The organism is Streptomyces olindensis (genome assembly GCF_040645895.1).
In the GTDB taxonomy this organism is placed as follows: Bacteria; Actinomycetota; Actinomycetes; order Streptomycetales; family Streptomycetaceae; genus Streptomyces; species Streptomyces olindensis.
In genome coordinates, this window is record NZ_JBEYZD010000077.1 from 20100 (window position 1) to 42684 (window position 22585).

Here is a 22585-nt window from a genome sequence, read left to right on the forward strand (position 1 = left end):
TGCCGCCCCGCCCGGCGCTTGTAGCGTCACGCGCATGGAACGTCCTCGCCCGGCCCCCTGCGTCCGGGGCGCCCTCCTCTGGGCGGCCCTCGCGCTGCCGGCGCTCACGGCCGACCGGATCGGGCTGAACGAACCGCGACCGGCCTGGCAGCAGGCGGCCGGTGTGGCGGTGCTGGCGGTGGCGGCCGCCCTGTCCCGGCGGTCGCCGCTCGCCGCCTTCGGGCTGGCGGCAGCCCTGAGCCTGACCGCCGCCCCGGCCCTGTTCACCGTCTCCTACGGCCCCGCCCTCGGCCTGTTCGCGCTGCTGCTCGGGCTGCGGGCGGGCCGGGCGCGCCCCGCGGTGCTGTGTTTCGCGGCCGTCGGCTGCGCCGGCACCGCGCACATCGCGCTCGCCGGGGTCGATCCGGCCCCCGAGTGGCTGGTCATGACGGGCACGCTGCTGTTCGGCTGCGTCTTCCCCTGGCTCGGCGGGCGCTACTGGCGGCAGAGCCGCGAGCTGGCCGAGGCGGGCTGGCTGCGCGCCGCCCGCCTGGAGGACGAGCAGCGCCTCGCGGAGGAGCGCGCCCGGCTGCGCGAACGGGCCAGGATCGCCCAGGACATGCACGACTCCCTCGGCCACGAGCTCAGCCTCATCGCCCTGCGCGCGGGCGCCCTCCAGGTCGCACCCGGGCTCGGCGACGAGCACCGGAGCGCGGCGGCCGACCTGCGCGCGGCGGCCGCCGACGCCACGGACCGGCTGCACCGCATCATCGGCGTCCTGCGCGAGGACGACGACGAGCCCGCGCCGCTGGCCCCGGCCGGCGAGACCCTGGAGCAACTCGTCGCCCGCGCCGCCGAGTCGGGACTCCCCGTGCGCTGGGAGCCCGCCGGACAGCTGCCGCCCGCGCAGCCGGGCGGGGTCGCCGAGCGGCTGCTGCACCGCGTGGTCCGGGAGGCACTGACCAACGCGGCGCGGCACGCACCGGGCGCCCCCGTGGTGGTGTCGGTGGAGGGGAGGCCCACGGGGACGGCCGTCACCCTCACCAACGGCCGGGCCGCGCAGGAGGGTTCCCGGCCCTCCGGAGGCGGTACGGGCCTGCTCGGGCTGCGGGCCGCGGTGACCGCCGCCGGCGGCACGTTCGAGGCCGGTCCGCACGAGGAGGGGTTCCGGGTCGCGGCGTACGTCCCCGCCGTCCCCGAGCAGCAGCCCGCCGCGAGGCCCCCGGGCCCGGCCCCCTTCCGGCACGCCCGCCGCCGCGTCGCCGCCGGCCTCGGTGCCGCGGCCGGCGCGGGCGCCGTCCTGGTCGGCGTGGCTTTCGGCTGGTACGCCTACGCGGAGAAGCACTCGGTCCTCGAACCCGCCGCGTACGCGCACCTGCGCCTGGGCGCCCCGGCGGCCGAGGTCGCGCACGTGCTGCCGGAGCGCGACGTGAACGACCCGCCCGAGGAACGGGCCCCCGCCCCGCCCGAGGGAGCCGACTGCCGCTACTACCGTGCGAGCGGTGAACTCTTCGTCTCCGTCGACCACTTCCGGCTGTGCTTCGAGGCCGGGCGGCTGGTCGCCAAGGACGTGGTTCCCCGCGTCGGCCTGTCCGGCGAAGGCCGCGAAGAGTACGAGGAGTTCTCCAGGTGATCCGTGTGCTTCTGGCCGACGACGAGGCCATGGTCCGCGCCGGGGTGCGCGCCATCCTGGGCAGCGGCGGCGAGACGGAGGTCGTCGCCGAGGCGGGCGACGGGCGCGAGGCGGTCGAGCTGGCCCGCGCCCACCGCCCGGACGTGGCGCTGCTCGACATCCGCATGCCGCGCCTGGACGGCCTCGCGGCGGCGGAGGAGATCGTGAAGACCGTGCCCGGCACGGCCGTCGCGATGCTCACCACGTTCTCCGAGGGCGCCTACGTGACCCGCGCCCTCGGCGGCGGCGCCACCGGCTTCCTGCTGAAGTCCGGGGATCCCTACGAACTGATCGCCGGTGTACGGGCGGTGGCGGCCGGGGCGGCGTTCCTCTCGCCCAAGGTGGCCCGGTACGTCATCGACGAGGGCCTCGGCGGCGGCCGGCTCACCCGCGAGGCGCGGGCACGCGCGCGCGTGGCCGGCCTGAGCCCCCGCGAGCGCGAGGTGCTCGCTCTGGTCGGTGCCGGCCTGTCCAACCCGGAGATCGCCGCCCGGCTGCATCTCGTCGAGGGCACGGTGAAGGCGTACGTGAGCGCGGTCCTGGACCGGCTGGACGTACGCAACCGGGTGCAGGCGGCGATCGTGGCGTACGAGGCCGGTCTGGTGGAGCCGTAGCGGCCGCCCCTCAGCGGTCCGCGGGCATTTCGTACGATGGTATGGCCGTCGGGTGGCTCCCGGGGTTCGGGCGGCCCGGCCCCGTCACCCACCGCACCACCGGCGCCGGTGAGCCGCGCATCGCCCCGGCCAGCCGGGTCATCGGGCCCGTGCCCAGCCGCACGGCCACGAGGGCGACGACCGTCCCCAACGCCAGCCCGGCGACGACGTCGTGCGGATAGTGCACGCCGACGAAGACCCGGGAGAACGCCATGAGCAGGGCGAGCGGGGCCGTCAGCCACAGGAGCGCGCGCCGGACCAGGGCCAGGGCGACCGCCGCCGCGCCCGCGATCGTGGCGTGGTTGGACGGGAACGACCAGTCGCCGTGCGCCGGGCACGCGGCCAGGGACGCGGCCGCACCGGCGACCGCCCGGCACGGACGCTCCTCCGCGACCACGGACTTGAGCAGCTCGCTGCACACGTACGCCACAGCGGTGGCCAGAGGTGCAAGGGCCGCGATCGCGAACGCGTGGGCGCTGTCACGGCGGGCCCGCCACCAGGCGACGGCGAACAGACCGACGAATACCAGCAGTCCGGCCTCCGTCCACAGCTCGGCCCCGTGCCGTACCCACACCGGGGAGTCGTGGGCGAGGTCGGTGATGTCGCGGTAGAGCGCGGTGTCGTCGAAGGTCATGGTCACGGACGGTAGGCGGGACCGGCTTCCCGTCACACCCAGCGATCGTCGCGTTCCCAACCTGACGAAAGACAGGGGTGGGGCGGTTGTTTCCGGGATGATGATCCGGAAAAGTTGTAGCCCCGAGCGGCGGGTGGGACAGGCGAACGCGCCGATCTCTCGTAAGGTTTGCGCCGTGGGATCTCTGCGCAATCCGGTCGGGCCGCTTCCCTCCTCCATCTACTGGCGTCGGAGGGTCGTACTGGTGTCTGTGGTCGCCCTGTTGGCGCTGCTGATCACCTGGATCGTGACCATGGGCGGCGGGGGCGGCAAGGACGGCGACAACGGCGCCAACGGCAAGAATCCCGCGCCCTCCATCACGCCCGGCCCGTCGAGTTCGGGCCCGGCCATCAGTCAAGCGCCCGGCGGACGCGAGGAGTCGGGCGGCTCGGGCTCCGGCGGCTCGTCCTCCGGCTCCGGGGACGGTTCCGGCGACGGCTCGGGCGACGGGTCCGGGGACGGCTCGGGCTCCGGCGGCGGTTCCGGCTCCGCCGGCTCGGACGGCTCCGGCGGCTCGGGCGGCAACGGCGGCTCCGCGGGCGGCGACACGGCGGGCGGCGTCGGCACCGGCGACACCCTGCCGGCCGGTTCCACGCTGCCCAACTGCACCGCGAGCGTGGTCAAGTTCAGCCTGCGCAGCCGGCACAACACCTACGACCCCGAGCAGACGCCCACGTTCCTGCTGACCGCGCGGAACATCTCCGGCAGCGACTGCAAGATCGATCTCGGGCCGAAGAACGCGGTGTTCACCATCGCCCCGGCGAGCAGCGACGACGACTACTGGTCCTCCGAGGACTGCCCCAGGTCCGCCGCCCACCAGCTCTACCGGGTCCCCGCCGGCAGCGGCATCACCTACACCGTGAAGTGGGACCGCAAGCCCAGCGCCCCCGAGTGCGCCACGCCTCCCGCGGGCTCGGCCGGAGCCGGCACGTACCTGGTGGAAGCCAAGGCTCCGGGCTTTGCGAAGGTGCAGACGTCGTTCGTGCTGTCGGCCGACTGAAGCGGTCCCCGACCGAAGCGGCGGCCCGAACGGCTGAGGGCGGTACCCGCACCGGGTACCGCCCTCAACCGTTCCGTCGTGTGCGCCTCGCGCCCTAGACGTACCGCTCCAGGATCGACGACTCCGCCAGCCGCGACAGGCCCTCCCGGACGCTGCGCGCGCGGGCCTCGCCCACGCCGTCCACCGTCTGGAGATCGTCGACGCTCGCCGCGAGCAGCTTCTGCAGGCCGCCGAAGTGCTCCACCAGGCGGTCGATGATCGCGCCGGGCAGCCGGGGCACCTTGGCCAGGAGGCGGAAACCGCGCGGGGACACCGCCGAGTCCAGCGTCTCGGGCGAGCCCGTGTAGCCCAGGGCGCGGGCCACCGTGGGCAGTTCGAGCAGCTCGGCGTGGCTGAGGGCGTCGAGCTCGGCCAGGGCCTCGTCGACCGTGCGGGAGCGCTTGGCCGTGGGCTCGGGGACGTAGTCCCGGACGACCAGCTCGCGCTCGGGCTCCACGCCGGCGATCAGCTCGTCGAGCTGGAGGGCCAGCAGGCGGCCGTCCGTGCCGAGCTCGACCACGTACTCCGCGATCTCCGTGGCGATGCGGCGCACCATCTCCAGGCGCTGGGCGACCGCCGAGACGTCCCGGACGGTCACCAGGTCCTCGATCTCCAGCGCCGACAGCGTGCCCGCGACCTCGTCGAGGCGGAGCTTGTAGCGCTCCAGGGTCGCCAGGGCCTGGTTGGCGCGGGACAGGATCGCCGCCGAGTCCTCCAGCACGCGGCGCTGGCCGTCGACGTACAGCGCGATCAGCCGCATCGACTGGGAGACCGAGACGACGGGGAAGCCGACCTGCTTGCTGACGCGGTCCGCCGTGCGGTGCCGGGTGCCCGTCTCCTCCGTGGGGATCGTCGGGTCCGGGACCAGCTGCACGCCCGCGCGCAGGATCTTCGACAGGTCCGAGGACAGCACGATGCCGCCGTCCAGCTTGCACAGCTCGCGCAGACGGGTCGCGGTGAACTCGACGTCCAGCACGAAACCGCCGGTGCACAGCGCCTCGACCGTCTTGTCGGAGCCGAGCACGATGAGCCCGCCGGTGTTGCCGCGGAGCACGCGCTCCAGGCCGTCACGCAGGGCGGTGCCGGGTGCCACGGCGCTCAGCGAGGCGCGCATCAGGCCATCGGTGCCGGCACTCCCGCCGGACTTTCCGGGAGCTGATGCCCGGTCGTTGGCTGCCACTGCACTCCTCCGGTCGCAGGTTCTGGGCGCCCCCGTGTCGCGCGCTCGGTTCGCACGGACGGGCGAGACCAGGGCAAAGTCTACCGGCGACCCTCCTCGTCCCGTGGGGCCTCTCTGCGACGGGACCGGGGAAGGACCCGCAGGGCGTCCCCTATGTCCGCGACTTCCAGGACCTTCATACCCGGGGGGATCTTGCCCGGGTCGCCCGGTACCAGGGCATGCGTGAAGCCCAGACGGTGGGCTTCGGCCAGCCTGCGCTGCACGCCCGTGACCCGTCTCACCTCGCCCGCGAGGCCCACTTCACCGATCGCGACGAGGTTCTTGGGGAGAGGTGTGTCACTCGCCGCGCTCGCCAGGGCGAGGGCCACGGCCAGGTCCGCCGCGGGCTCGGAGAGCCTCACCCCGCCGACCGTCGCGGAGTAGATGTCCCTCTTGCCCAAGGCGCTGATCCGCCCGCGCTGTTCCAGCACCGCCAGCATCATCGAGACGCGGGAGGTCTCCAGGCCGGAGGTGGTGCGGCGCGGGGAGGGGATCTGCGAGTCCACCGTGAGGGCCTGGACCTCGGCGACCAGGGGGCGGCGGCCCTCCAGGGTGACGGTCAGGCAGGTGCCCGGGACCGGTTCCGCCCGGCGTGTCAGGAAAAGTCCGCTCGGGTCCGCGAGGCCCGTGATGCCCTCGTCGTGCAGCTCGAAGCAGCCGACCTCGTCGGTGGTGCCGTAGCGGTTCTTGACGCCCCGGACGAGCCGCAGGCGCGCGTGCCGGTCGCCCTCGAAGTGCAGGACGACGTCCACCAGGTGCTCCAGCAGGCGGGGGCCCGCGATCGCGCCGTCCTTCGTGACGTGGCCCACGAGAAGCGTGGACATGCCGCGATCCTTGGACGCCCGGATGAGGGCCCCGGCGACCTCGCGCACCTGGGCCATGCCGCCGGGGGCGCCGTCGATCTCGGGAGAGGCCACCGTCTGCACCGAGTCCAGGATCAGCAGCGAGGGCTTCACCGCGTCCAAGTGGCCCAGGACCGCCGCGAGATCCGTCTCGGCCGCCAGGTACAGGTGGTCGTCGATGGCGCCGATGCGGTCGGCGCGCAGCCGGACCTGGCTCGCCGACTCCTCGCCCGTGACGTACAGGGTGCGGTGCTCGTCGCTCGCCGACTTGGCCGCCACGTCCAGCAGGAGCGTCGACTTGCCGACGCCCGGCTCGCCCGCGACCAGCACCACCGCGCCCGGGACCAGCCCGCCGCCGAGCACGCGGTCCAGCTCCGGCACGCCGGTGGTGCGGGCGGTGGCCTGGCGGCCGTCCACCTGGCCGATGGGCAGGGCGGAGGTGGTGACCCGCCCCGGCGTCGTCGTACGGACCGCGGGCGCGCCGTACTCCTCGACCGTCCCCCAGGCCTGGCACTCGGGGCAGCGGCCGAGCCACTTCGCCGTCTGCCAGCCGCACTCCGTGCAGCGGTAGGACGGGCGGTCCTTGGTGGTCTTCGTACGGGCAGCCATGGACGAAACCGTAGCCGCAGCCACTGACAACAGGGGGAGCGGGCGGGCGCGGCCACCTGCGCGCCAGGCGCCCGCCACCCCGCGCCAGCGGCGGAACGCGGGGTTCCTGTCCCCGATTGAGGGATCGTTTCACCCGTACGGATTAAATGCGCTCAAGCCGCCTGAAGGTGCCACTCCCGGCCCCCTACGGTCGCCGAATGATGAGCAGTACTCCGGAGATCTCGACCCGCACGGCCGGCGCACACCGGGTGCACCGGGAAGCGCGTGACCGCGGGGCCGCCCGCACCCTGGCGCAGCGGCCGCCCGCGCGCTACGAGCCCTACCTGGACGGCCTGTTCACCTACTGCCTGTCCGTGCTGTGCGACCACGACGCCGCGACCGCCGCCCTGGGCGACGTCCTCGCCCTCGCCGAACGCCGCGGCCGGCACGTCCCCGAGGCGCCAGCGGACCGCAGGGCCTGGCTGTACGCGCTGGCCCGCTGGGCCTGTCTGCGCAAGCTGGCCGAGGCCAAGCAGAAACGTCAGAGCAGCCACGCGGCGGGCCGTTCCGACCGGCAGCGCGCCGACCGGCAGGCCGCCCCGGGCCCTTCCGAGGAGGTCCTGGAACGCCGGCGCGCCGAACTGGCCCTGCTCGCCTGGCCGGAGGCCGCCGGCACCACCCCGGAGCAGCGGGAGGCGCTCGAACTGGCCGTGCGCCACCACCTCGCCGCCCACGAGGTCGCCGCCGTCCTCGGCATGGACGTGGCCGCCGCCCGCGACCTGCTCGCCTCCGCCGCCTGCGAGGTGGAACGCACGCGTGCCGCCCTCGCCGTCGTGGAGACCGGGGCGTGCCCGAGCGTCGCGCACCTCGCCGGCGACGACCGGCTGGTGCTCGGCACGGCCCTGCGCCGTGAACTCGTCCGGCACGTCGACGACTGTCCGCGATGCCGCCGCACCGCCGAGCGCGCCATCCCCGGACGCTGGCCCGGCACCAGCGTCACCCCCGCCGAGCTGCCCGTCCTGCCGGCGCCCCGCGCGGCCCTGCACGTCGCCATGGCCCACCACCCGCGCGCGCGGAGCGCAGCGCCGCGCTTCGACCGGCGCGGCTTCCCGATGGACCCCAAGGACCACGCCGCCCGCCGGGACCGGCTCCGCGCGCGTGCCGTCACCACCACCGTCGTCGCCACCGTGGTGGCCGCCCCCGTGCTCGCCCTGTGGGCCGCCTACCGGGGCACCCCCGTGGGCGAGGGCCAGGACGGCCGCTCGGCCTCCGCGCGCGAGGCCGACGACACGCTCGGCCTGGACGGCGAGATGGCGGGCGGCGGCTACGAGAACACGGGCAACGCGAGCACCCGCCCCGGCCCCCGCTTCGGCAAGGACGGCAAGGCGGACGTCTCCGTCGAGGTCATCGGCGTCGCCGGCGCCGGCCGCCAGGCCGCCCTGGACGTCACGGCCGGCCACAGCGGCGACACCACCCTGATCACCCTGACCGCCACGGGCCCGACCCCGGTCCGCTGGTCCGCCTCCACGGGAGCCGACTGGCTCTACCTCAGCCAGTCGTCGGGAACGCTCCGGCCCGGCGAGACGTTGACGATCAAGGTGTACGTCGACCACCTGCGGGAGCCCTCGGGCCCCTGGCGCGCCCAGGTGGCGGTGGCACCCGCCGGCGCCGTCGTCCACATCGAGGGCTTCGGCACCGCGCCCAGCCCCTCCGGCCCCGGCACCCGCCCGGACCCCCACCCCGGCGACCCGAGCCACCCGAGCGACCCGCCCCCGACCCGGCCCGACCCGACGCCCACGACCTCCGCCCCGGACCCGGAGCCGACACCGACCACCCCGCCGCCGTCACCCGACCCGGACCCGACCCCCACGGACCCGGGCCCGACCGAGCCGGCCGACTCGCCGCCCCCGCCCTCGGACAGCGGCGACCCCAGCCCGGCCACGTCGTAGCGGCCCCGCGGACGCCGTGGGGATCAGGCCACCGGATCCGCCGGATGCGGAGCGAGCAGCGGCAGCTGCGAGGCCAGCCGCTCCTCGCACAGCTCGACCAGCCGGTCGTAGCCGGCCTTGCCCATCAGCTCGATCAGCTCGGGCCGGTAGGAGACGTACACCGGCTCGCCCGCGCCGTGCGCCGAGGTCGCCGAGGTGCACCACCAGTGCAGGTCGTGCCCGCCCGGGCCCCAGCCCCGGCGGTCGTACTCACCGATCGACACCTGCAGCACGCGTGTGTCGTCGGGCCGGTCGATCCACTCGTACGTCCGCCGCACCGGCAGCTGCCAGCACACGTCCGGCTTGGTCTCCAGCGGCTCGCGGCCCTCCTTCAGGGCGAGGATGTGCAGCGAGCAGCCCGCGCCGCCCGCGAAGCCGGGCCGGTTCTGGAAGATGCAGGACCCCTGGAAGGGGCGCGTCTGGCGGTCGCCGTCCTCGTCCTCGGACACCCAGCCGTGCTTCGTGCCCTCGGCGTGGTGCTGCCAGATGTCCGGCGTGAGCCTCGCCACATGTTCGGCGACGCGCTTCTCGTCGTCCTCGTCGGAGAAGTGGGCACCCAACGTGCAGCACCCGTCGTCCGCGCGGCCGGCCTGGATGCCCTGGCAGCCGCTGCCGAAGATGCAGTTCCAGCGAGAGGTCAGCCATGTCAGATCGCAACGGAAGACCTGCTCGTCGTCCGCCGGATCAGGAAACTCCACCCACGCGCGAGCGAAGTCGAGGCCCTTCTCGTCGGGTTCCACGACGCCCGGTGATTTGTCGCGCTTCGCCTTTTTCGTCTTTGGCACGAGTCCAGGGTACGGGCCTCTTGCCCGCACCGAGGACGGCGGACGGCACCGCTGGCAGTAGCGTTCCGTACATGAGACTCGGTGTCCTCGACGTGGGATCGAACACGGTGCATCTGCTGGTGGTGGACGCACACCCCGGCGCGCGCCCGCTGCCCGCGCACTCGCACAAGGCGGAACTGCGCCTCGCCCAGCTCCTCGACGACAGCGGCGCGATCGGCCCCGACGGCGTCGACCGGCTCATCGGGGTCGTCCACGAGTCCCTCCAGGCGGCCGAGGACAAGGGCGTGGAGGAGGTGCTGCCGTTCGCGACCTCCGCGGTCCGCGACGCCCGCAACGCCGACGACGTCCTGGCCCGCGTGCGCGCCGAGACCGGCGTCGAGCTCCAGGTCCTCACCGGCGCGGAGGAGGCCCGGCTCACGTTCCTCGCCGCCCGCCGCTGGTTCGGCTGGTCGGCCGGCCGGCTCCTGGTCCTGGACATCGGCGGGGGCTCCCTGGAGATCGCCTACGGCATGGACGAGGAGCCCGACGCGGCCGCCTCGCTGCCGCTGGGCGCCGGCCGTCTCACCGCCGGCTGGCTGCCCGGCGACCCGCCCGCCCCGGACGACGTCCGGGCCCTGCGCCGCCACGTCCGCACGGAGATCGCCCGCACGGTCGGCGAGTTCAGCCGCTTCGGCGCCCCCGACCACGTCGTCGCCACGTCCAAGACCTTCAAGCAGCTGGCCCGCATCGCCGGCGCGGCCCGCTCCGCCGAGGGCCTCTACGTCCAGCGGGAACTCAAGCGGGAGTCCCTGGAGGGCTGGGTCCCGAGGCTGTCCGGCATGACGGAGGCGGAACGCGCCGAGCTCCCGGGCGTCTCGGAGGGCAGGGCGGGCCAGCTGCTGGCGGGTGCCCTGGTGGCCGAGGCGGCGATGGACCTGTTCCGGGTGGAGCGGCTGGAGATCTGCCCGTGGGCGCTCAGGGAGGGCGTGATCCTGCGCCGGCTGGATCACATGGAGTCCGTATAGGGAGCCCGGCGCTCAGGCTCAGCACGTGGCAATCACCACAACGGCGAGCAGGCACCCCACGACCTCCCCGCCACACCCCGTAATCTGTCCTCCATGGCAGAGCCAGCCGTAAAGATCCCGGACGCGAAGGTCGCCCTCTCGACGGCCTCGGTCTACCCGGAGTCGACGGCCACGGCCTTCGAGATCGCCGCGCGCCTCGGCTACGACGGAGTCGAGGTCATGGTCTGGACCGACCCCGTCAGCCAGGACATCGAGGCCCTGCGCAGACTGAGCGACTACCACCAGATCCCGATCCTGGCCGTGCACGCCCCCTGCCTGCTCATCACGCAGCGCGTCTGGTCCACCGACCCCTGGACCAAGCTCCAGCGGGCCCGCGCGGCGGCCGAGAAGCTCGACGCGAGCACGGTCGTCGTCCACCCCCCGTTCCGCTGGCAGCGCCAGTACGCGCGGGACTTCGTCGCCGGCATCTGGCGCATGGCGAACGAGACGGACGTACGGTTCGCCGTCGAGAACATGTACCCCTGGCGCTACCGCGACCGCGAGATGCTCGCGTACGCCCCCGACTGGGACGTCACGAAGGACGACTACCGCCACTTCACGATCGACCTCAGCCACACGGCGACGGCCCGCGCCGACGCCCTCGACATGGTCGACCGCATGGGCGACCGCCTGGGCCACGTCCACCTCGCCGACGGCCGCGGCTCCGCCAAGGACGAGCACCTGGTGCCCGGCCGCGGCACCCAGCCCTGCGCCGAGGTGCTGGAGCGGCTCGCCCTGACCGGCTTCGACGGCCACGTCGTCATCGAGGTCAACACCCGCCGCGCCATGTCCACCGCGGAGCGCGAGGCCGACCTGGCGGAGGCCCTGGCCTTCACCCGCCTCCACCTGGCGTCGGCGGTGAAGGTGCCGCGCCGATGACCGACCGGCCCCCGGCCGGCACCGGCTCCGGCACCCGCCGCCGTGGCCGCCCCCCGCGCGCGGAGTCGGCCGACACCCGCGACCGCATCCTCACCGCCGCCCGCGACGAGTTCTCCGAGCGCGGCTACGAGAAGACGTCCGTGCGCGGCATCGCCAAGACCGCCGGCGTCGACTCCGCCCTCGTGCACCACTACTTCGGCACGAAGGAGCAGGTCTTCGAGGCGGCGATCACCCAGTCCTTCGGACCCGCCCTGCAGGCGCCGAAGGCCATCGAGGAGGGTCCGCTCGACGGCGTGGGGGAGCGTCTGGCCCGCTTCTTCTTCGGCGTCTGGGAGAACCCGGCGACCCGCGCGCCCCTGCTCGCCATCGTCCGCTCCGCCGTCACCAACGAGACCGCAGCGGCCGTCTTCCGCCGGATCGTCGCCACCCAGGTGCTGCGCCGCATCGCCGTACGGCTGGAGCTGCCGGACGCGGAACTGCGGGCCGAGCTGGCCGCCGCCCAGCTCGTCGGCACGGCCATGCTGCGGTACGTCATCAAGGTCGAGCCGCTGGCCTCGGCGGACCCGGAGCAGATCATCGCGCGGCTGGCACCGGTCGTACAGGAACACCTGACCGGTCCGTGAGCCCCGCGGGGGGCCGCCGGCGAGACGGCCGTCCCGCATTCCGGACGCACCGTCCCGCCCACTGGATGACCGGCGTACGCTCGGTAGCAGTCAGAAGTGTCCGAATCCTCTGACGCCGCCTGTAGAAGGAGCGAGCGACGATGCCCGAGCTGAGGTCCCGCACAGTCACCCACGGCCGCAACATGGCGGGCGCCCGCGCCCTTATGCGCGCCTCCGGTGTACCGGGTGCGGACATCGGCCGCAAGCCGATCATCGCGATCGCCAACAGCTTCACGGAGTTCGTCCCCGGGCACACGCACCTGGCGCCGGTCGGCCGGATCGTCAGCGAGGCGGTGGTCGAGGCCGGCGGCATCCCGCGTGAGTTCAACACGATCGCCGTGGACGACGGCATCGCCATGGGCCACGGCGGCATGCTCTACTCCCTGCCCTCCCGCGACCTGATCGCGGACAGCGTGGAGTACATGGTCGAGGCCCACTGCGCCGACGCCCTGATCTGCATCTCCAACTGCGACAAGATCACCCCGGGCATGCTCAACGCCGCCCTGCGGCTGAACATCCCGACGGTGTTCGTCTCCGGCGGTCCGATGGAGTCGGGCCGCGCGACGCTGGTCGACGGTACGGTCCGCACGCTCGACCTGGTCGACGCGATCTCCGACGCCGTGAACGACAAGATCTCGGACGAGGACATCCTCCGCATCGAGGAGAACGCCTGCCCGACCTGCGGCTCCTGTTCCGGCATGTTCACCGCCAACTCGATGAACTGCCTGACCGAGGCGATCGGCCTCTCCCTGCCGGGCAACGGCTCGGTCCTGGCCACGCACACGGCCCGCAAACAGCTGTACGTCAACGCGGCCAAGACGGTCATGGACATCACCCGCCGCTACTACGAGCAGGACGACGAGACGGTCCTGCCGCGCAGCGTGGCCTCCTTCGCCGCCTTCGAGAACGCCATGGCGCTCGACATCGCCATGGGCGGCTCCACCAACACGATCCTGCACCTGCTGGCCGCCGCCCAGGAGGCGGGCGTCCCCTTCGGCCTCGACGAGATCAACGCGGTCTCGCGTCGTGTGCCGTGCCTGGCCAAGGTCGCTCCGAACGTCGCCAAGGACCGCACGTACTACATGGAGGACGTGCACCGCGCCGGCGGCATCCCCGCCCTGCTCGGCGAGCTGCACCGCGCGGGCCTGCTCAACGAGGACGTGCACTCGGTGCACAGCCCCTCCCTCGCCGACTGGCTGAAGACCTGGGACGTGCGCGGCGGTTCCCCGTCCGCCGAGGCGGTCGAGCTGTGGCACGCGGCCCCCGGCTGCGTCCGCTCCGCCGAGGCCTTCTCCCAGTCCGAGCGCTGGGAGGCCCTGGACGAGGACGCCGAGGGCGGCTGCATCCGCTCCGTCGAGCACGCCTACTCCAAGGACGGCGGCCTCGCGGTCCTCAAGGGCAACCTGGCCGTGGACGGCTGTGTCGTGAAGACGGCCGGCGTCGACGAGTCCATCTGGACCTTCGAGGGCCCGGCGGTGGTCTGCGAGTCGCAGGAGGAGGCCGTCCAGAAGATCCTCACCCAGCAGGTCAAGGACGGCGACGTCGTCGTCATCCGCTACGAGGGCCCCAAGGGCGGCCCCGGCATGCAGGAGATGCTCTACCCGACCTCGTACCTGAAGGGGCGCGGCCTGGGGAAGACCTGCGCGCTGGTCACGGACGGCCGTTTCTCCGGCGGCACGTCCGGCCTGTCCATCGGCCACGCCTCGCCCGAGGCGGCCGCGGGCGGCACGATCGCCCTGGTCGAGGACGGCGACCGCATCCGCATCGACATCCCGAACCGCTCCATCGAGCTGCTGGTCGACGACGCCGAGCTGGCCCGCCGCGAGCAGGCGCTGAACGGCGTGTACGCGCCGAAGAACCGCGACCGCAAGGTCTCCGCCGCCCTGCGCGCCTACGCGGCGATGGCGACCAGCGCCGACAAGGGCGCCGTCCGGGACGTCACGAAGCTGGGCTGAGCCCCCGCCCTCCCGAGGGCCGCCTCCCCACCCGGGGGCGGCCCTCGCGCATGCCCGCCTGCCGGGGGACGTCTGCCCGGCGAGCTTCCCGCGCCGCGCGTCGACGACCTACCAGTCCGCCGGATCGCGCCCCTGCACGGCGAAGACGGTGCCGTCCGGCGCACCGGCGTAGACCCGGTCACCGACGAGCAGCGGCTCGGGCAGCGCGGCCGGAACGCGGTCCGACCGGTCCCCCAGCCGGGGGGACGTCTGCCCGGCGAGCTTCCCGCGCCGGGCGTCGACGGCGAGCAGCCGGCCGTCCGGAGCGGTGACGTACACGTACCGCTCACCGGCGACCGGCGCGGACCCCCGCGCCAGACCCGTCTCCAGGCTCCAGAGCTGCTTGCGCGCCGCCAGGTCGACGGCGACCAGCGACCCGCCCGCCGCCATGAGGTGGACGACGTCCCCGTGCACACTGCCCTGGACCTGCTGCAGGGGAATGCGCAGCGGCACGCGCAGGGTCGTGCGGTCGTCGGGGCGGTAGCGCACCAGGGCCCGCGCGTCCTGCCGCACGGGGTCGCCGGCGGCGAAGACGACCGACCCGTCCACCGAACCCAGCGGCTGCAGGGCCCCCTCCAGCTCCGCGTCCCACCGCACGTCTCCGGTGCGCGGATCCACCGCCGTGACCCGCGTGGCGGAGCCGTCGCCGGACACGGTCGCCGCGTACGCCAGCGGATCACCGGGGAACGAGACGAAGTACGGCACGTCCTGGCCCGGAATCCGGTGACTCCACTTCACCTCGCCCGAGGCACTCTCCACGCCGCTGACCGTGCCGTCGGAAGCGGTGAGCAGCACCACGCCGCCCACGGCCCGCAGACCTCCGTAGGCGGGCAGTTGCTCCCGCCGGACCACCTCGCCCGACGCGGGATCGAGCGCGGCGACCCGCCGTTCCTGCCCGAGCCCGGCCAGCACCAGGCCCCCCGACACGACCGGTGCCCCGCTCGGCGGCCCGCTCGCGGCGGCCCCCGCCAGCGGGTGCCGCCACAGCAGCCGCCCGTCGACGGGGTCGAGGGCGAACACCAGCCCGTTCTGCGCGCACAGCAACCGGCCCACGGCGTAGGAGCATCGCGGCGTGCTCTCCCGGTCCAGCGGCCGGGCCTCCCACGCCGAGAACGCGGCAGCGGTGGTCCGTGGCGCGCGGACCTCCGGCGCCGGGCTCCCGAGCAGGGGCACCGCCGCCAGCGCCCCGACGACGACCAGCCCGAGCGCGCCGGCGGCGAGACCGGCCCGCCTGCCGAGCCGCCGCTTCGACGGCCGCGGGTTCTTCTCGGGCCCCGGGGGAGCGGGGCGGGACTCCTCGGCGGGCACCACCGGCTCGGGCCGCTCCGGCGCCTCCTCGACGCGCTGCTGCGGTATGAACGCCTGCGTGTCGTACGAGGCCGCCACCGACCGCAGTTCGCGCATCAACTCGTCGGGGGAGGGCCGGTCCTCGGGCTCCTTGGCGAGACACCGCAGCACGAGCGGCACCAGCGCTTCCGGTACGCCGGTCAGGTCGGGCTCGTCGTGCACGACCTGGTAGGCGACGACGTAGGGACTGTCGGAGTCGAACGGCCCCCGCCCGGTGGCGGCATGGACCATCACGGACCCGAGGGCGAACACGTCCGCGGCGGGTCCGACCTCCCTCGGCCGCCGGAACTGCTCGGGCGCCATGAACGGCGGCGTGCCGATCAGTTTCCCGGTCTCGGTCCGCAACTCGCTGTCCGTCGGCCGGGAGATGCCGAAGTCGATGACCTTCGGCCCGTCCTCGGCGAGCAGCACGTTGCTCGGCTTCAGATCCCGGTGCACGACCCCGACCCGGTGGATGTCGCGCAGGGCCTCCGCGAGCCCCGCCATCAGCCGGCGCAGTTGGGCGGGGGCCAAGGGCCCGTTCCGCTTGACCTCTTGGGCCAGCGTCGGACCCGGGATGAACAGCGTGGCCATCCAGGGCCGCCCGGCCTCGGGATCGGCATCCACGACAGGTGCGGTGAACGCCCCGCTGACCCGCCGGGCCGCCCCGACCTCCTGCCGGAAACGCCCCCTGAACTCGGGGTCCTTGGCGAACTCCGCGTGCACGACCTTCACCGCGAGCTTCATCCCGGAGGTGCTCCGGGCCAGATGGACGACGCCCATGCCGCCCGAGCCCAGGCACGACTCCAGCCGGTAGTGACCGGCGTACTCGGGAAGTTCCGCTTCCGGGCCCGCTCCGGCGTTCCGCTGTGGCGCCATGGGACCACCCCCGTGCTGTTCGTCCGCGCGCGCGACGCACGGAGCCTAGTCGATGACTCGTACGAGACAGAGGCGGCTTGCTAGCCTCCGCAAGCGAATCGCGCACAGATGTTTGATGGCGTGATTCAGGGGAATCAACGGGGCCCCATGGCAGCCATGGGGTGCAACGGGGGAGGTTTTTCATGTCAGTCGAGCCTGTCGAAGAGGTCGAGCGCGACAAGGAAGGTGCCGGCATGCCGCTGGTCACCACCCTGGCCGCGGCGGCCACCTACTACTCGATCGCACCGGGCGTCCGGCTCAACGTCCGCAGCGGTCCCGGCACCGGCTACCCGATCGTCAAGGTCCTGCCCGAGGGCTCACGCGTGGCGATCCACTGCCAGACACCCGGCACCTGGGTCACGGGCCCGTACGGCACGACGAACATCTGGGACAACATCGCCACCGGCCAGTACGTGTCGGACTCCTATGTGAACACCGGCAGCGACGGCTACATCCGCCCGCGCTGCTCCTGACCCGCACCGGGGATGAGGCGGCCCGCCCCCACTGCGGGCCGCACCATCCGCCGCCGCGCTCCCAGACCGGGAAGGCGTGACGGGTGTCCTTCCACCCGCCCCCGCCCGAGCCACCGGGCCGGCGCCATAATCGACCCGTGAGCGCAGACAACGGCACCCCGGCCCCGGCCACCACCCCGCTCCCCGAGCCGATCCGTTTCTTCGGCACGACGTGGGTGGACCACGACAACGGCTACACCGCCCGCCGCATCGCCGTGGCCGTCGGCTCACTGGCCGCCGCGGCCGTCTCCTGCCTGGTCCTGCGCCTCGCCTACGAGGGCCTCCGGATCGCCGCGATCGGCGGCTTCGTCACGCTCCTCATGGTCGCCATGTTCGCGATCTGCAGCGCGATGGCCTTCCGCCACACCTGGGACGGCTTCACCCGCCGCCCCGACCCGGACCGCCAGGCGTCCCTCCGCGGACTGCTGACCATCGGTTTCGTCGGCTCCCTCCTCGCCTACTTCTTCCGCTCCCTCACCGAGGCCCCCGGCGAGAAGCTCCACCGCGAGGAGTACGAGGAGGCCCGCAGGCGACACGAGAAGCGCACCACCCGCCGCACGGGCAACCCGTCGAAGAAGCGCCGCCGCGGATAGGCCGACATGGCCTCGGCTCCCGGCCCTCTCACCGAAATCTCACCGCCCCCCACCCCACCCCCGGCCACCATGGCCGTATGACCACACCACCCACCGCCGACCACCCCACCGGAGCCGACCCCACCCCCGAACCCCGCGTCCCCCACCCCACGAACCACCGCCCCACGCGCGCCGCCCGGGCCCACTCCTTCAACGCCGCAGCGGCCCAGTACGCGGCCAACCGTCCCTCCTACCCGCCGGCCCTCTTCGACGCGATGGAAGACCTGGCCGGCCACCCCCTCGCCGGCTCCCGCGTCGCGGACGTCGGTGCCGGCACCGGCATAGCCACCGCCCTCCTGCACGCCCGGGGCGCGGACGTCGTCGCCGTGGAACCCGGCGACGGCATGGCGGCCCAGTTCCGCAGCGCCCACCCCGACCTCCCCGTCATCCGCGGCACGGGCGACGACCTCCCCCTCGCCGACGCCTCCGTCGACCTCGTCACCTATGCCCAGGCCTGGCACTGGACCGACCCCGCCCGCTCCGTCCCGGAGGCCCTGCGCGTCCTGCGCCCCGGCGGCGCCCTGGCTCTCTGGTGGAACACCGACGCCCTCGACGTGCCGTGGATCGCCGAGGCCGCCGCCCGCACGGCACGCCACTTCGGCATCGACGTCTCCGCCGAGAAGCGGAACGTCAACGCCCGCGCCGCCGACCCGACCGGCCGCCTCGACTTCACCCGCCGCACGGTCCGCTGGAGCCGCCGCGTCCCCGTCGACACCCACCTCGCCAACATCGGCAGCCACTCGGTCTTCCTGGTGCACGGCGAGGAGCACACCGCGGCCTTCCTCGCCGAGGAGCGCGAGCACCTGCTCAGGACCTTCCCGGACGGCTGCGTGGAGGAGGTCTACGAGGTGATCCTGCTGGTCGCCAGGGCCCCGGGCCGACGCACACCCGCTTGACGGGTCCCACCCACGGGAGCATTATTCATCGCATGATGAATAATGCTCCCGACCCGCCACGCCCAGCCACCGAGACCCCCACGGCCGCCGTCCACGCCCAGGACCTCACCGTCGTCCGCGGCCCCCGCACCGTCCTGCGCCACCTCGGCTTCACCGTCCCCCGGGGCCGGATCACCGGCCTCCTCGGCCCCTCCGGCTGCGGCAAGTCCACCCTCATGCGCGCCATCGCCGGCACCCAGGCCAAGGTCACCGGCACCCTCGACGTCCTCGGCCGCCCCGCCGGCCACCCCGCCCTGCGCACCCGCATCGGCTACGTCACCCAGGCCCCGTCCGTCTACGACGACCTGACCGTCCGGCAGAACCTCGACTACTTCGCCGCGATACTCGACCCCGGCCGAAGCGCCGCGGACCGCCGCCACGACCAGGTCACCCGGGCCATGGCCGACGTCGACCTCACCACTCACGCGGGCGCCCTGGCCGGCAACCTCTCCGGCGGCCAGCGCAGCCGCGTCTCCCTCGCCGTCGCCCTCCTCGGCACTCCCGAGCTCCTGGTCCTCGACGAACCGACCGTCGGCCTCGACCCGGTCCTGCGCCGCGACCTCTGGGCCCTCTTCCACGACATCGCGGCGAGCCGCGGCGCCACCCTCCTGGTCTCCTCCCACGTCATGGACGAGGCCGAGCGCTGCCACCGCCTCCTCCTCATGCGCGAGGGCGAACTCCTCGCCGAGGACACCCCCGACGCCCTCCGCGCCCGCACCGGCGCGGAAACGGTCGAGGAGGCCTTCCTCCACCTGGTCGACGAGGCGAAGGCACAGGCCCGCAGCAAGGAGACAAGCCGATGACCACCACGCTCGAACCCGCCCGGCCCCGCGCCCTGAACCCCGCCCGCACCACCGCCACCGCGACCCGGGTCCTCCGCCAGCTCACCCACGACCCCCGCACCATCGCGCTGTTGATCCTCATCCCCTGCGTGATGCTGCTCCTGCTGCGCTACGTCTTCGACGGCAGCCCCCGCACCTTCGACAACATCGGCGCGTCCCTCCTCGGGATCTTCCCGCTGATCACGATGTTCCTGGTGACGTCCATCGCCACCCTGCGCGAACGCACCTCGGGCACCCTCGAACGCCTCCTCGCCATGCCCCTCGGCAAAGCCGACCTCATCGCCGGCTACGCCCTCGCCTTCGGCACCCTCGCGATCATCCAGTCCGCCCTGGCCACCGGCCTGGCGCTCTGGCTCCTCGGCCTCGACGTCACCGGCAGCCCCTGGCTCCTCCTCCTGGTGGCCCTCCTCGACGCCCTCCTCGGCACGGCCCTCGGCCTCTTCGTCTCGGCCTTCGCGGCCTCGGAATTCCAGGCGGTCCAGTTCATGCCGGCGGTGATCTTCCCCCAGCTCCTCCTCTGCGGCCTGTTCACCCCGCGCGACGAGATGCACCCGGCCCTGGAGGCCCTCTCCGACGTCCTCCCCATGTCCTACGCGGTCGACGGCATGAACGAGGTCCTGCACCACACGGACATGACGGCCACCTTCGTCCGCGACGTCCTGATCGTGGCGGGCTGCGCCCTGCTGGTCCTGACCCTCGGAGCAGCGACCCTGAGGCGCCGGACGGCATAGACACCCCCCCGCGACATCCCGCCCACCGGACACCGGCCCCGCCCCACCACCCCCGGGTGCGAGGATGAACCCGGACGACGCGCAACCCCCGGAGGGCACCGAAAGCCATGACCCAGAAAGTCGCAGTCCTCGGCACCGGCAAGATCGGCGAAGCCCTGCTCAGCGGAATGATCCGCGCCGGCTGGACCCCGGCCGACCTCCTGGTCACCGCCCGCCGCCAGGAACGGGCGGAAGAACTCCGCACCCGCTACGGCGTCACCCCGGTCACCAACCCCGAAGCCGCCAAGACCGCCGACACCCTGATCCTCACGGTCAAACCGCAGGACATGGGCACCCTCCTCGACGAGCTCGCCCCCCACGTCCCCGCCGACCGCCTGGTCATCAGCGGCGCCGCCGGCATCCCCACGGCCTACTTCGAGGAACGCCTCGCCCCGAACACCCCGGTCGTCCGCGTCATGACCAACACCCCCGCCCTGGTCGACGAGGCGATGTCCGTCATCTCCGCCGGCACCCACGCCACCGCCGACCACCTCGCCCACACCGAGGAGATCTTCGGCGCCGTAGGCAAGACGCTCCGCGTCCCCGAGTCCCAGCAGGACGCCTGCACCGCCCTCTCCGGCTCCGGCCCGGCCTACTTCTTCTACCTGGTCGAAGCCATGACCGACGCCGGCATCCTCCTCGGCCTGCCCCGCGACAAGGCCCACGACCTCATCGTCCAGTCCGCCATCGGCGCCGCGACGATGCTCCGCGACAGCGGCGAGCACCCGGTCAAGCTCCGCGAGAACGTCACGTCCCCCGCCGGCACGACGATCAACGCCATCCGCGAGCTGGAGAACCACGGCGTACGGGCCGCCCTCATCGCCGCCCTCGAAGCCGCCCGCGACCGCAGCCGCGCCCTGGCCTCCGGCAACAACAGCTGACCCCGGCAGTGGGGCGGCCGGCCCGGCCGCCCCCCCCACCACCGGCTCACCTCACACGGTCACCCCGGCCCGGACCCCGGCCGCCTCCACCACAGCAGGCAGCAACCCGATCGCCCGATAAGCGGCATCCACCGTCGGCCGGGCCATCCCCCGAGCCCGCTCCGCCCCGTCCCGCAGCACCCCCTCCACATACGCCGGGTCCGCGCACAACTCCTTGTGCCTCTCCTGCACGGGCCGCAGCACCTCGACCACAGCCTCGGCGGTGTCCTTCTTCAGCTCCCCGTACGACGTGTACGCACCACTCAGCTTCCCGGGCTCCCCACCGGTACAGGCCGCGAGGATCTCCAGCAGATTGGCGAGCCCCGGCCGGGCCTCCCGGTCGTACACGACCTCCCGCCCGCTGTCGGTCACGGCCCGCATGACCTTCTTCCGCACCACGTCCGGCTCGTCCAGCAGATAGACGATCCCCGGCCCGACGTCATCGCTCTTGCCCATCTTCGACGCCGGATCCTGCAGATTCATCACCCGCGCCGCCACCCCGGGCTTCGTCGCGCGCGGCACCACGAACGTGTGCCCGTACCGCTGGTTGAACCGCACCGCCAGATCCCGCGCCAGTTCCACGTGCTGCCGCTGGTCGTCCCCCACCGGCACCTCGTCGGCCCGGTACGCCAGGATGTCCGCCGCCATCAGCACGGGATACGTCAGCAGCGACAGCCGCACACTCCCACCCCGCCGCTGCTCCCGCGCGGCCTTCTCCTTGTACTGGATCATCCGCCGCATCTCACCGTCGGTGGCCACGCACTCCAGCAGGTACGACAGCCGCGCGTGCTCATCCACATGGCTCTGCACGAACACCGTGCACAGCTGTGGATCCAGCCCCGACGCCAGCAGCAGCGTCGCCGCCTGCCGGCTCAGCCTGCGCACCCGCGCGGGATCGTGCTCCACGGTCAGCGCGTGCAGGTCCACGACACAGAACAGGGCGTCGGCCTCGTGCTGGTCGACGGCAGCCCACCGCCGCATGGCCCCCAGATAGTTCCCCAGCGTCAGATGTCCCGTCGGCTTGACCCCGCTGAAGACCCGTGTCATCTCTCCTCCACCTCCTGGTCGTGACCACCGCCCCGGGCGGCCGTCCCTCGGAGATCCTGGAGGGAGAAACGCGAACGGCCGCCGAAGCGGCGGCCGTTGAGTGCATACGTGAGGACGGCCGCCGTCAGGCGGCCCACCAGAACTGGCTACACGTACGCGTCGTCATGCACCCCAGACTACGCCCCGGGAGTGCCGTCCGCCCGTGAGTTGACACGCCCAGACCCGATCCGTAGTGTTCTCCGAGTTGCCCGACGTGAGCGCCGACCCCGGTCGGTCCCCGGGCAGCCAATCCGCAGGTACCAACCACTACTCGACGCGCAGTAGCCCTGTCGTCGTTTCATTGGCATGCGTATTTACGGAATGAGGAATCCCCGTTCGAAAGGACGCGGCCCCCGATTGGCTCGGGAGCCGGGGAATCCGCTAAAGTCTCACTCGTCGGAACGGCCCAACAGCCGCGAAGACAACCCCAACTGACAGGGAATCAGGCCCGAAAGGATCTGATAGAGTCGGAACCGCCGGAAAGGGAAACGCGGAAGCGGGAACCTGGAAAGCACCGAGGAAATCGGATCGAGAAAAGATCTGATAGAGTCGGAAACGCAAGACCGAAGGGAAGCGCCCGGAGGAAAGCCCGAGAGGGTGAGTACAAAGGAAGCGACCGTTCCTTGAG

General features: G+C 73.2%; 20 protein-coding genes. 14 read left to right on the top strand and 6 right to left on the bottom strand.

The annotated features are described in order from the left end of the window. The first annotated feature begins 34 nt into the window (after window positions 1-34). Together ABZ948_RS33995 and ABZ948_RS34000 are read left to right on the top strand one after the other, a co-directional pair. Window positions 35-1612 (top strand): sensor histidine kinase, encoded by a 1578-nt coding sequence (locus ABZ948_RS33995; RefSeq protein WP_359766150.1) that lies wholly within the window; start codon window positions 35-37, stop codon window positions 1610-1612. Then, a complete protein-coding gene (locus ABZ948_RS34000) occupies window positions 1609-2265 on the top strand; it encodes a response regulator (protein ID WP_359766152.1) in 657 nt (218 codons plus the stop codon). Before ABZ948_RS33995 ends, ABZ948_RS34000 begins: the two co-directional genes overlap by 4 nt. Window positions 2266-2275: 10 nt before the next feature. Here ABZ948_RS34000 and ABZ948_RS34005 read toward each other — a convergent pair whose 3' ends face one another. Beyond that, complete coding sequence (locus tag ABZ948_RS34005) at window positions 2276-2938, bottom strand: phosphatase PAP2 family protein (RefSeq protein ID WP_359766153.1); 663 nt, start codon at window positions 2936-2938, stop codon at window positions 2276-2278. A 175-nt stretch (window positions 2939-3113) separates the two neighbouring features. Here ABZ948_RS34005 and ABZ948_RS34010 point away from each other — a divergent pair, with 175 nt between their 5' ends. After that, entirely contained in the window at window positions 3114-3977 is an 864-nt protein-coding gene (locus ABZ948_RS34010) for a hypothetical protein (RefSeq protein ID WP_359766155.1), read from the top strand. A gap of 94 nt (window positions 3978-4071) precedes the next feature. Here ABZ948_RS34010 and disA read toward each other — a convergent pair whose 3' ends face one another. Continuing rightward, entirely contained in the window at window positions 4072-5196 is a 1125-nt protein-coding gene (gene disA / locus ABZ948_RS34015; protein WP_114254596.1) for a DNA integrity scanning diadenylate cyclase DisA, read from the bottom strand. Window positions 5197-5276: 80 nt separating this feature from the next. Then, the gene (gene radA, locus ABZ948_RS34020) at window positions 5277-6686 is read right to left on the bottom strand and encodes a DNA repair protein RadA (RefSeq protein WP_359766158.1); all 1410 of its coding nucleotides are present in this window, start codon (window positions 6684-6686) and stop codon (window positions 5277-5279) included. Window positions 6687-6883: 197 nt separating this feature from the next. Here radA and ABZ948_RS34025 point away from each other — a divergent pair, with 197 nt between their 5' ends. Next, entirely contained in the window at window positions 6884-8614 is a 1731-nt protein-coding gene (locus ABZ948_RS34025; protein WP_359766160.1) for a BACON domain-containing protein, read from the top strand. 23 nt (window positions 8615-8637) lie between these two features. Here the strand turns inward: ABZ948_RS34025 and ABZ948_RS34030 are convergent, their stop codons facing one another. Next, on the bottom strand, window positions 8638-9438 hold the full coding sequence (locus tag ABZ948_RS34030) for a DUF3109 family protein (RefSeq protein ID WP_359766162.1): 801 nt from the start codon (window positions 9436-9438) through the stop codon (window positions 8638-8640). A gap of 71 nt (window positions 9439-9509) precedes the next feature. Here ABZ948_RS34030 and ABZ948_RS34035 point away from each other — a divergent pair, with 71 nt between their 5' ends. From ABZ948_RS34035 to ilvD, 4 genes are all read left to right on the top strand, one after another. Continuing rightward, window positions 9510-10442, top strand: a complete 933-nt coding sequence (locus ABZ948_RS34035; protein WP_359766164.1) for a Ppx/GppA family phosphatase — start codon at window positions 9510-9512, stop codon at window positions 10440-10442. A gap of 93 nt (window positions 10443-10535) precedes the next feature. After that, window positions 10536-11360, top strand: a complete 825-nt coding sequence (locus tag ABZ948_RS34040; RefSeq protein WP_359766166.1) for a sugar phosphate isomerase/epimerase family protein — start codon at window positions 10536-10538, stop codon at window positions 11358-11360. After that, a complete protein-coding gene (locus tag ABZ948_RS34045) occupies window positions 11357-11983 on the top strand; it encodes a TetR/AcrR family transcriptional regulator (RefSeq protein WP_359766168.1) in 627 nt (208 codons plus the stop codon). The genes ABZ948_RS34040 and ABZ948_RS34045 overlap by 4 nt, the downstream gene beginning before the upstream one ends. A 140-nt stretch (window positions 11984-12123) precedes the next feature. After that, complete coding sequence (ilvD, locus tag ABZ948_RS34050) at window positions 12124-13977, top strand: dihydroxy-acid dehydratase (protein WP_359766170.1); 1854 nt, start codon at window positions 12124-12126, stop codon at window positions 13975-13977. A 108-nt stretch (window positions 13978-14085) separates the two neighbouring features. Here ilvD and ABZ948_RS34055 read toward each other — a convergent pair whose 3' ends face one another. Then, window positions 14086-16221 carry a serine/threonine-protein kinase gene (locus tag ABZ948_RS34055; RefSeq protein WP_359766172.1) on the bottom strand — a complete coding sequence of 712 codons (2136 nt, stop codon included), beginning with the start codon at window positions 16219-16221 and terminating at the stop codon, window positions 14086-14088. Window positions 16222-16403: 182 nt separating this feature from the next. Here ABZ948_RS34055 and ABZ948_RS34060 point away from each other — a divergent pair, with 182 nt between their 5' ends. The 6 genes from ABZ948_RS34060 to proC all read left to right on the top strand — a co-directional run bounded on the left by ABZ948_RS34060 (window position 16404) and on the right by proC (window position 20832). Further along, complete coding sequence (locus ABZ948_RS34060; protein ID WP_359766174.1) at window positions 16404-16733, top strand: SH3 domain-containing protein; 330 nt, start codon at window positions 16404-16406, stop codon at window positions 16731-16733. A gap of 137 nt (window positions 16734-16870) precedes the next feature. Beyond that, window positions 16871-17365, top strand: a complete 495-nt coding sequence (locus tag ABZ948_RS34065; protein ID WP_359766176.1) for an EamA/RhaT family transporter — start codon at window positions 16871-16873, stop codon at window positions 17363-17365. 77 nt (window positions 17366-17442) lie between these two features. Then, entirely contained in the window at window positions 17443-18300 is an 858-nt protein-coding gene (locus tag ABZ948_RS34070) for a class I SAM-dependent methyltransferase (protein WP_359766178.1), read from the top strand. A gap of 32 nt (window positions 18301-18332) precedes the next feature. Then, window positions 18333-19142 (top strand): ABC transporter ATP-binding protein, encoded by an 810-nt coding sequence (locus tag ABZ948_RS34075; protein ID WP_359766180.1) that lies wholly within the window; start codon window positions 18333-18335, stop codon window positions 19140-19142. Continuing rightward, complete coding sequence (locus ABZ948_RS34080) at window positions 19139-19912, top strand: ABC transporter permease (RefSeq protein WP_359766182.1); 774 nt, start codon at window positions 19139-19141, stop codon at window positions 19910-19912. Before ABZ948_RS34075 ends, ABZ948_RS34080 begins: the two co-directional genes overlap by 4 nt. Window positions 19913-20019: 107 nt before the next feature. Further along, the gene (gene proC / locus ABZ948_RS34085) at window positions 20020-20832 is read left to right on the top strand and encodes a pyrroline-5-carboxylate reductase (RefSeq protein ID WP_359766184.1); all 813 of its coding nucleotides are present in this window, start codon (window positions 20020-20022) and stop codon (window positions 20830-20832) included. 51 nt (window positions 20833-20883) lie between these two features. On the opposite strand, the gene trpS is transcribed toward proC, so the two are convergent. After that, complete coding sequence (gene trpS, locus ABZ948_RS34090) at window positions 20884-21918, bottom strand: tryptophan--tRNA ligase (RefSeq protein ID WP_359766186.1); 1035 nt, start codon at window positions 21916-21918, stop codon at window positions 20884-20886. Window positions 21919-22585: the final 667 nt, after the last annotated feature.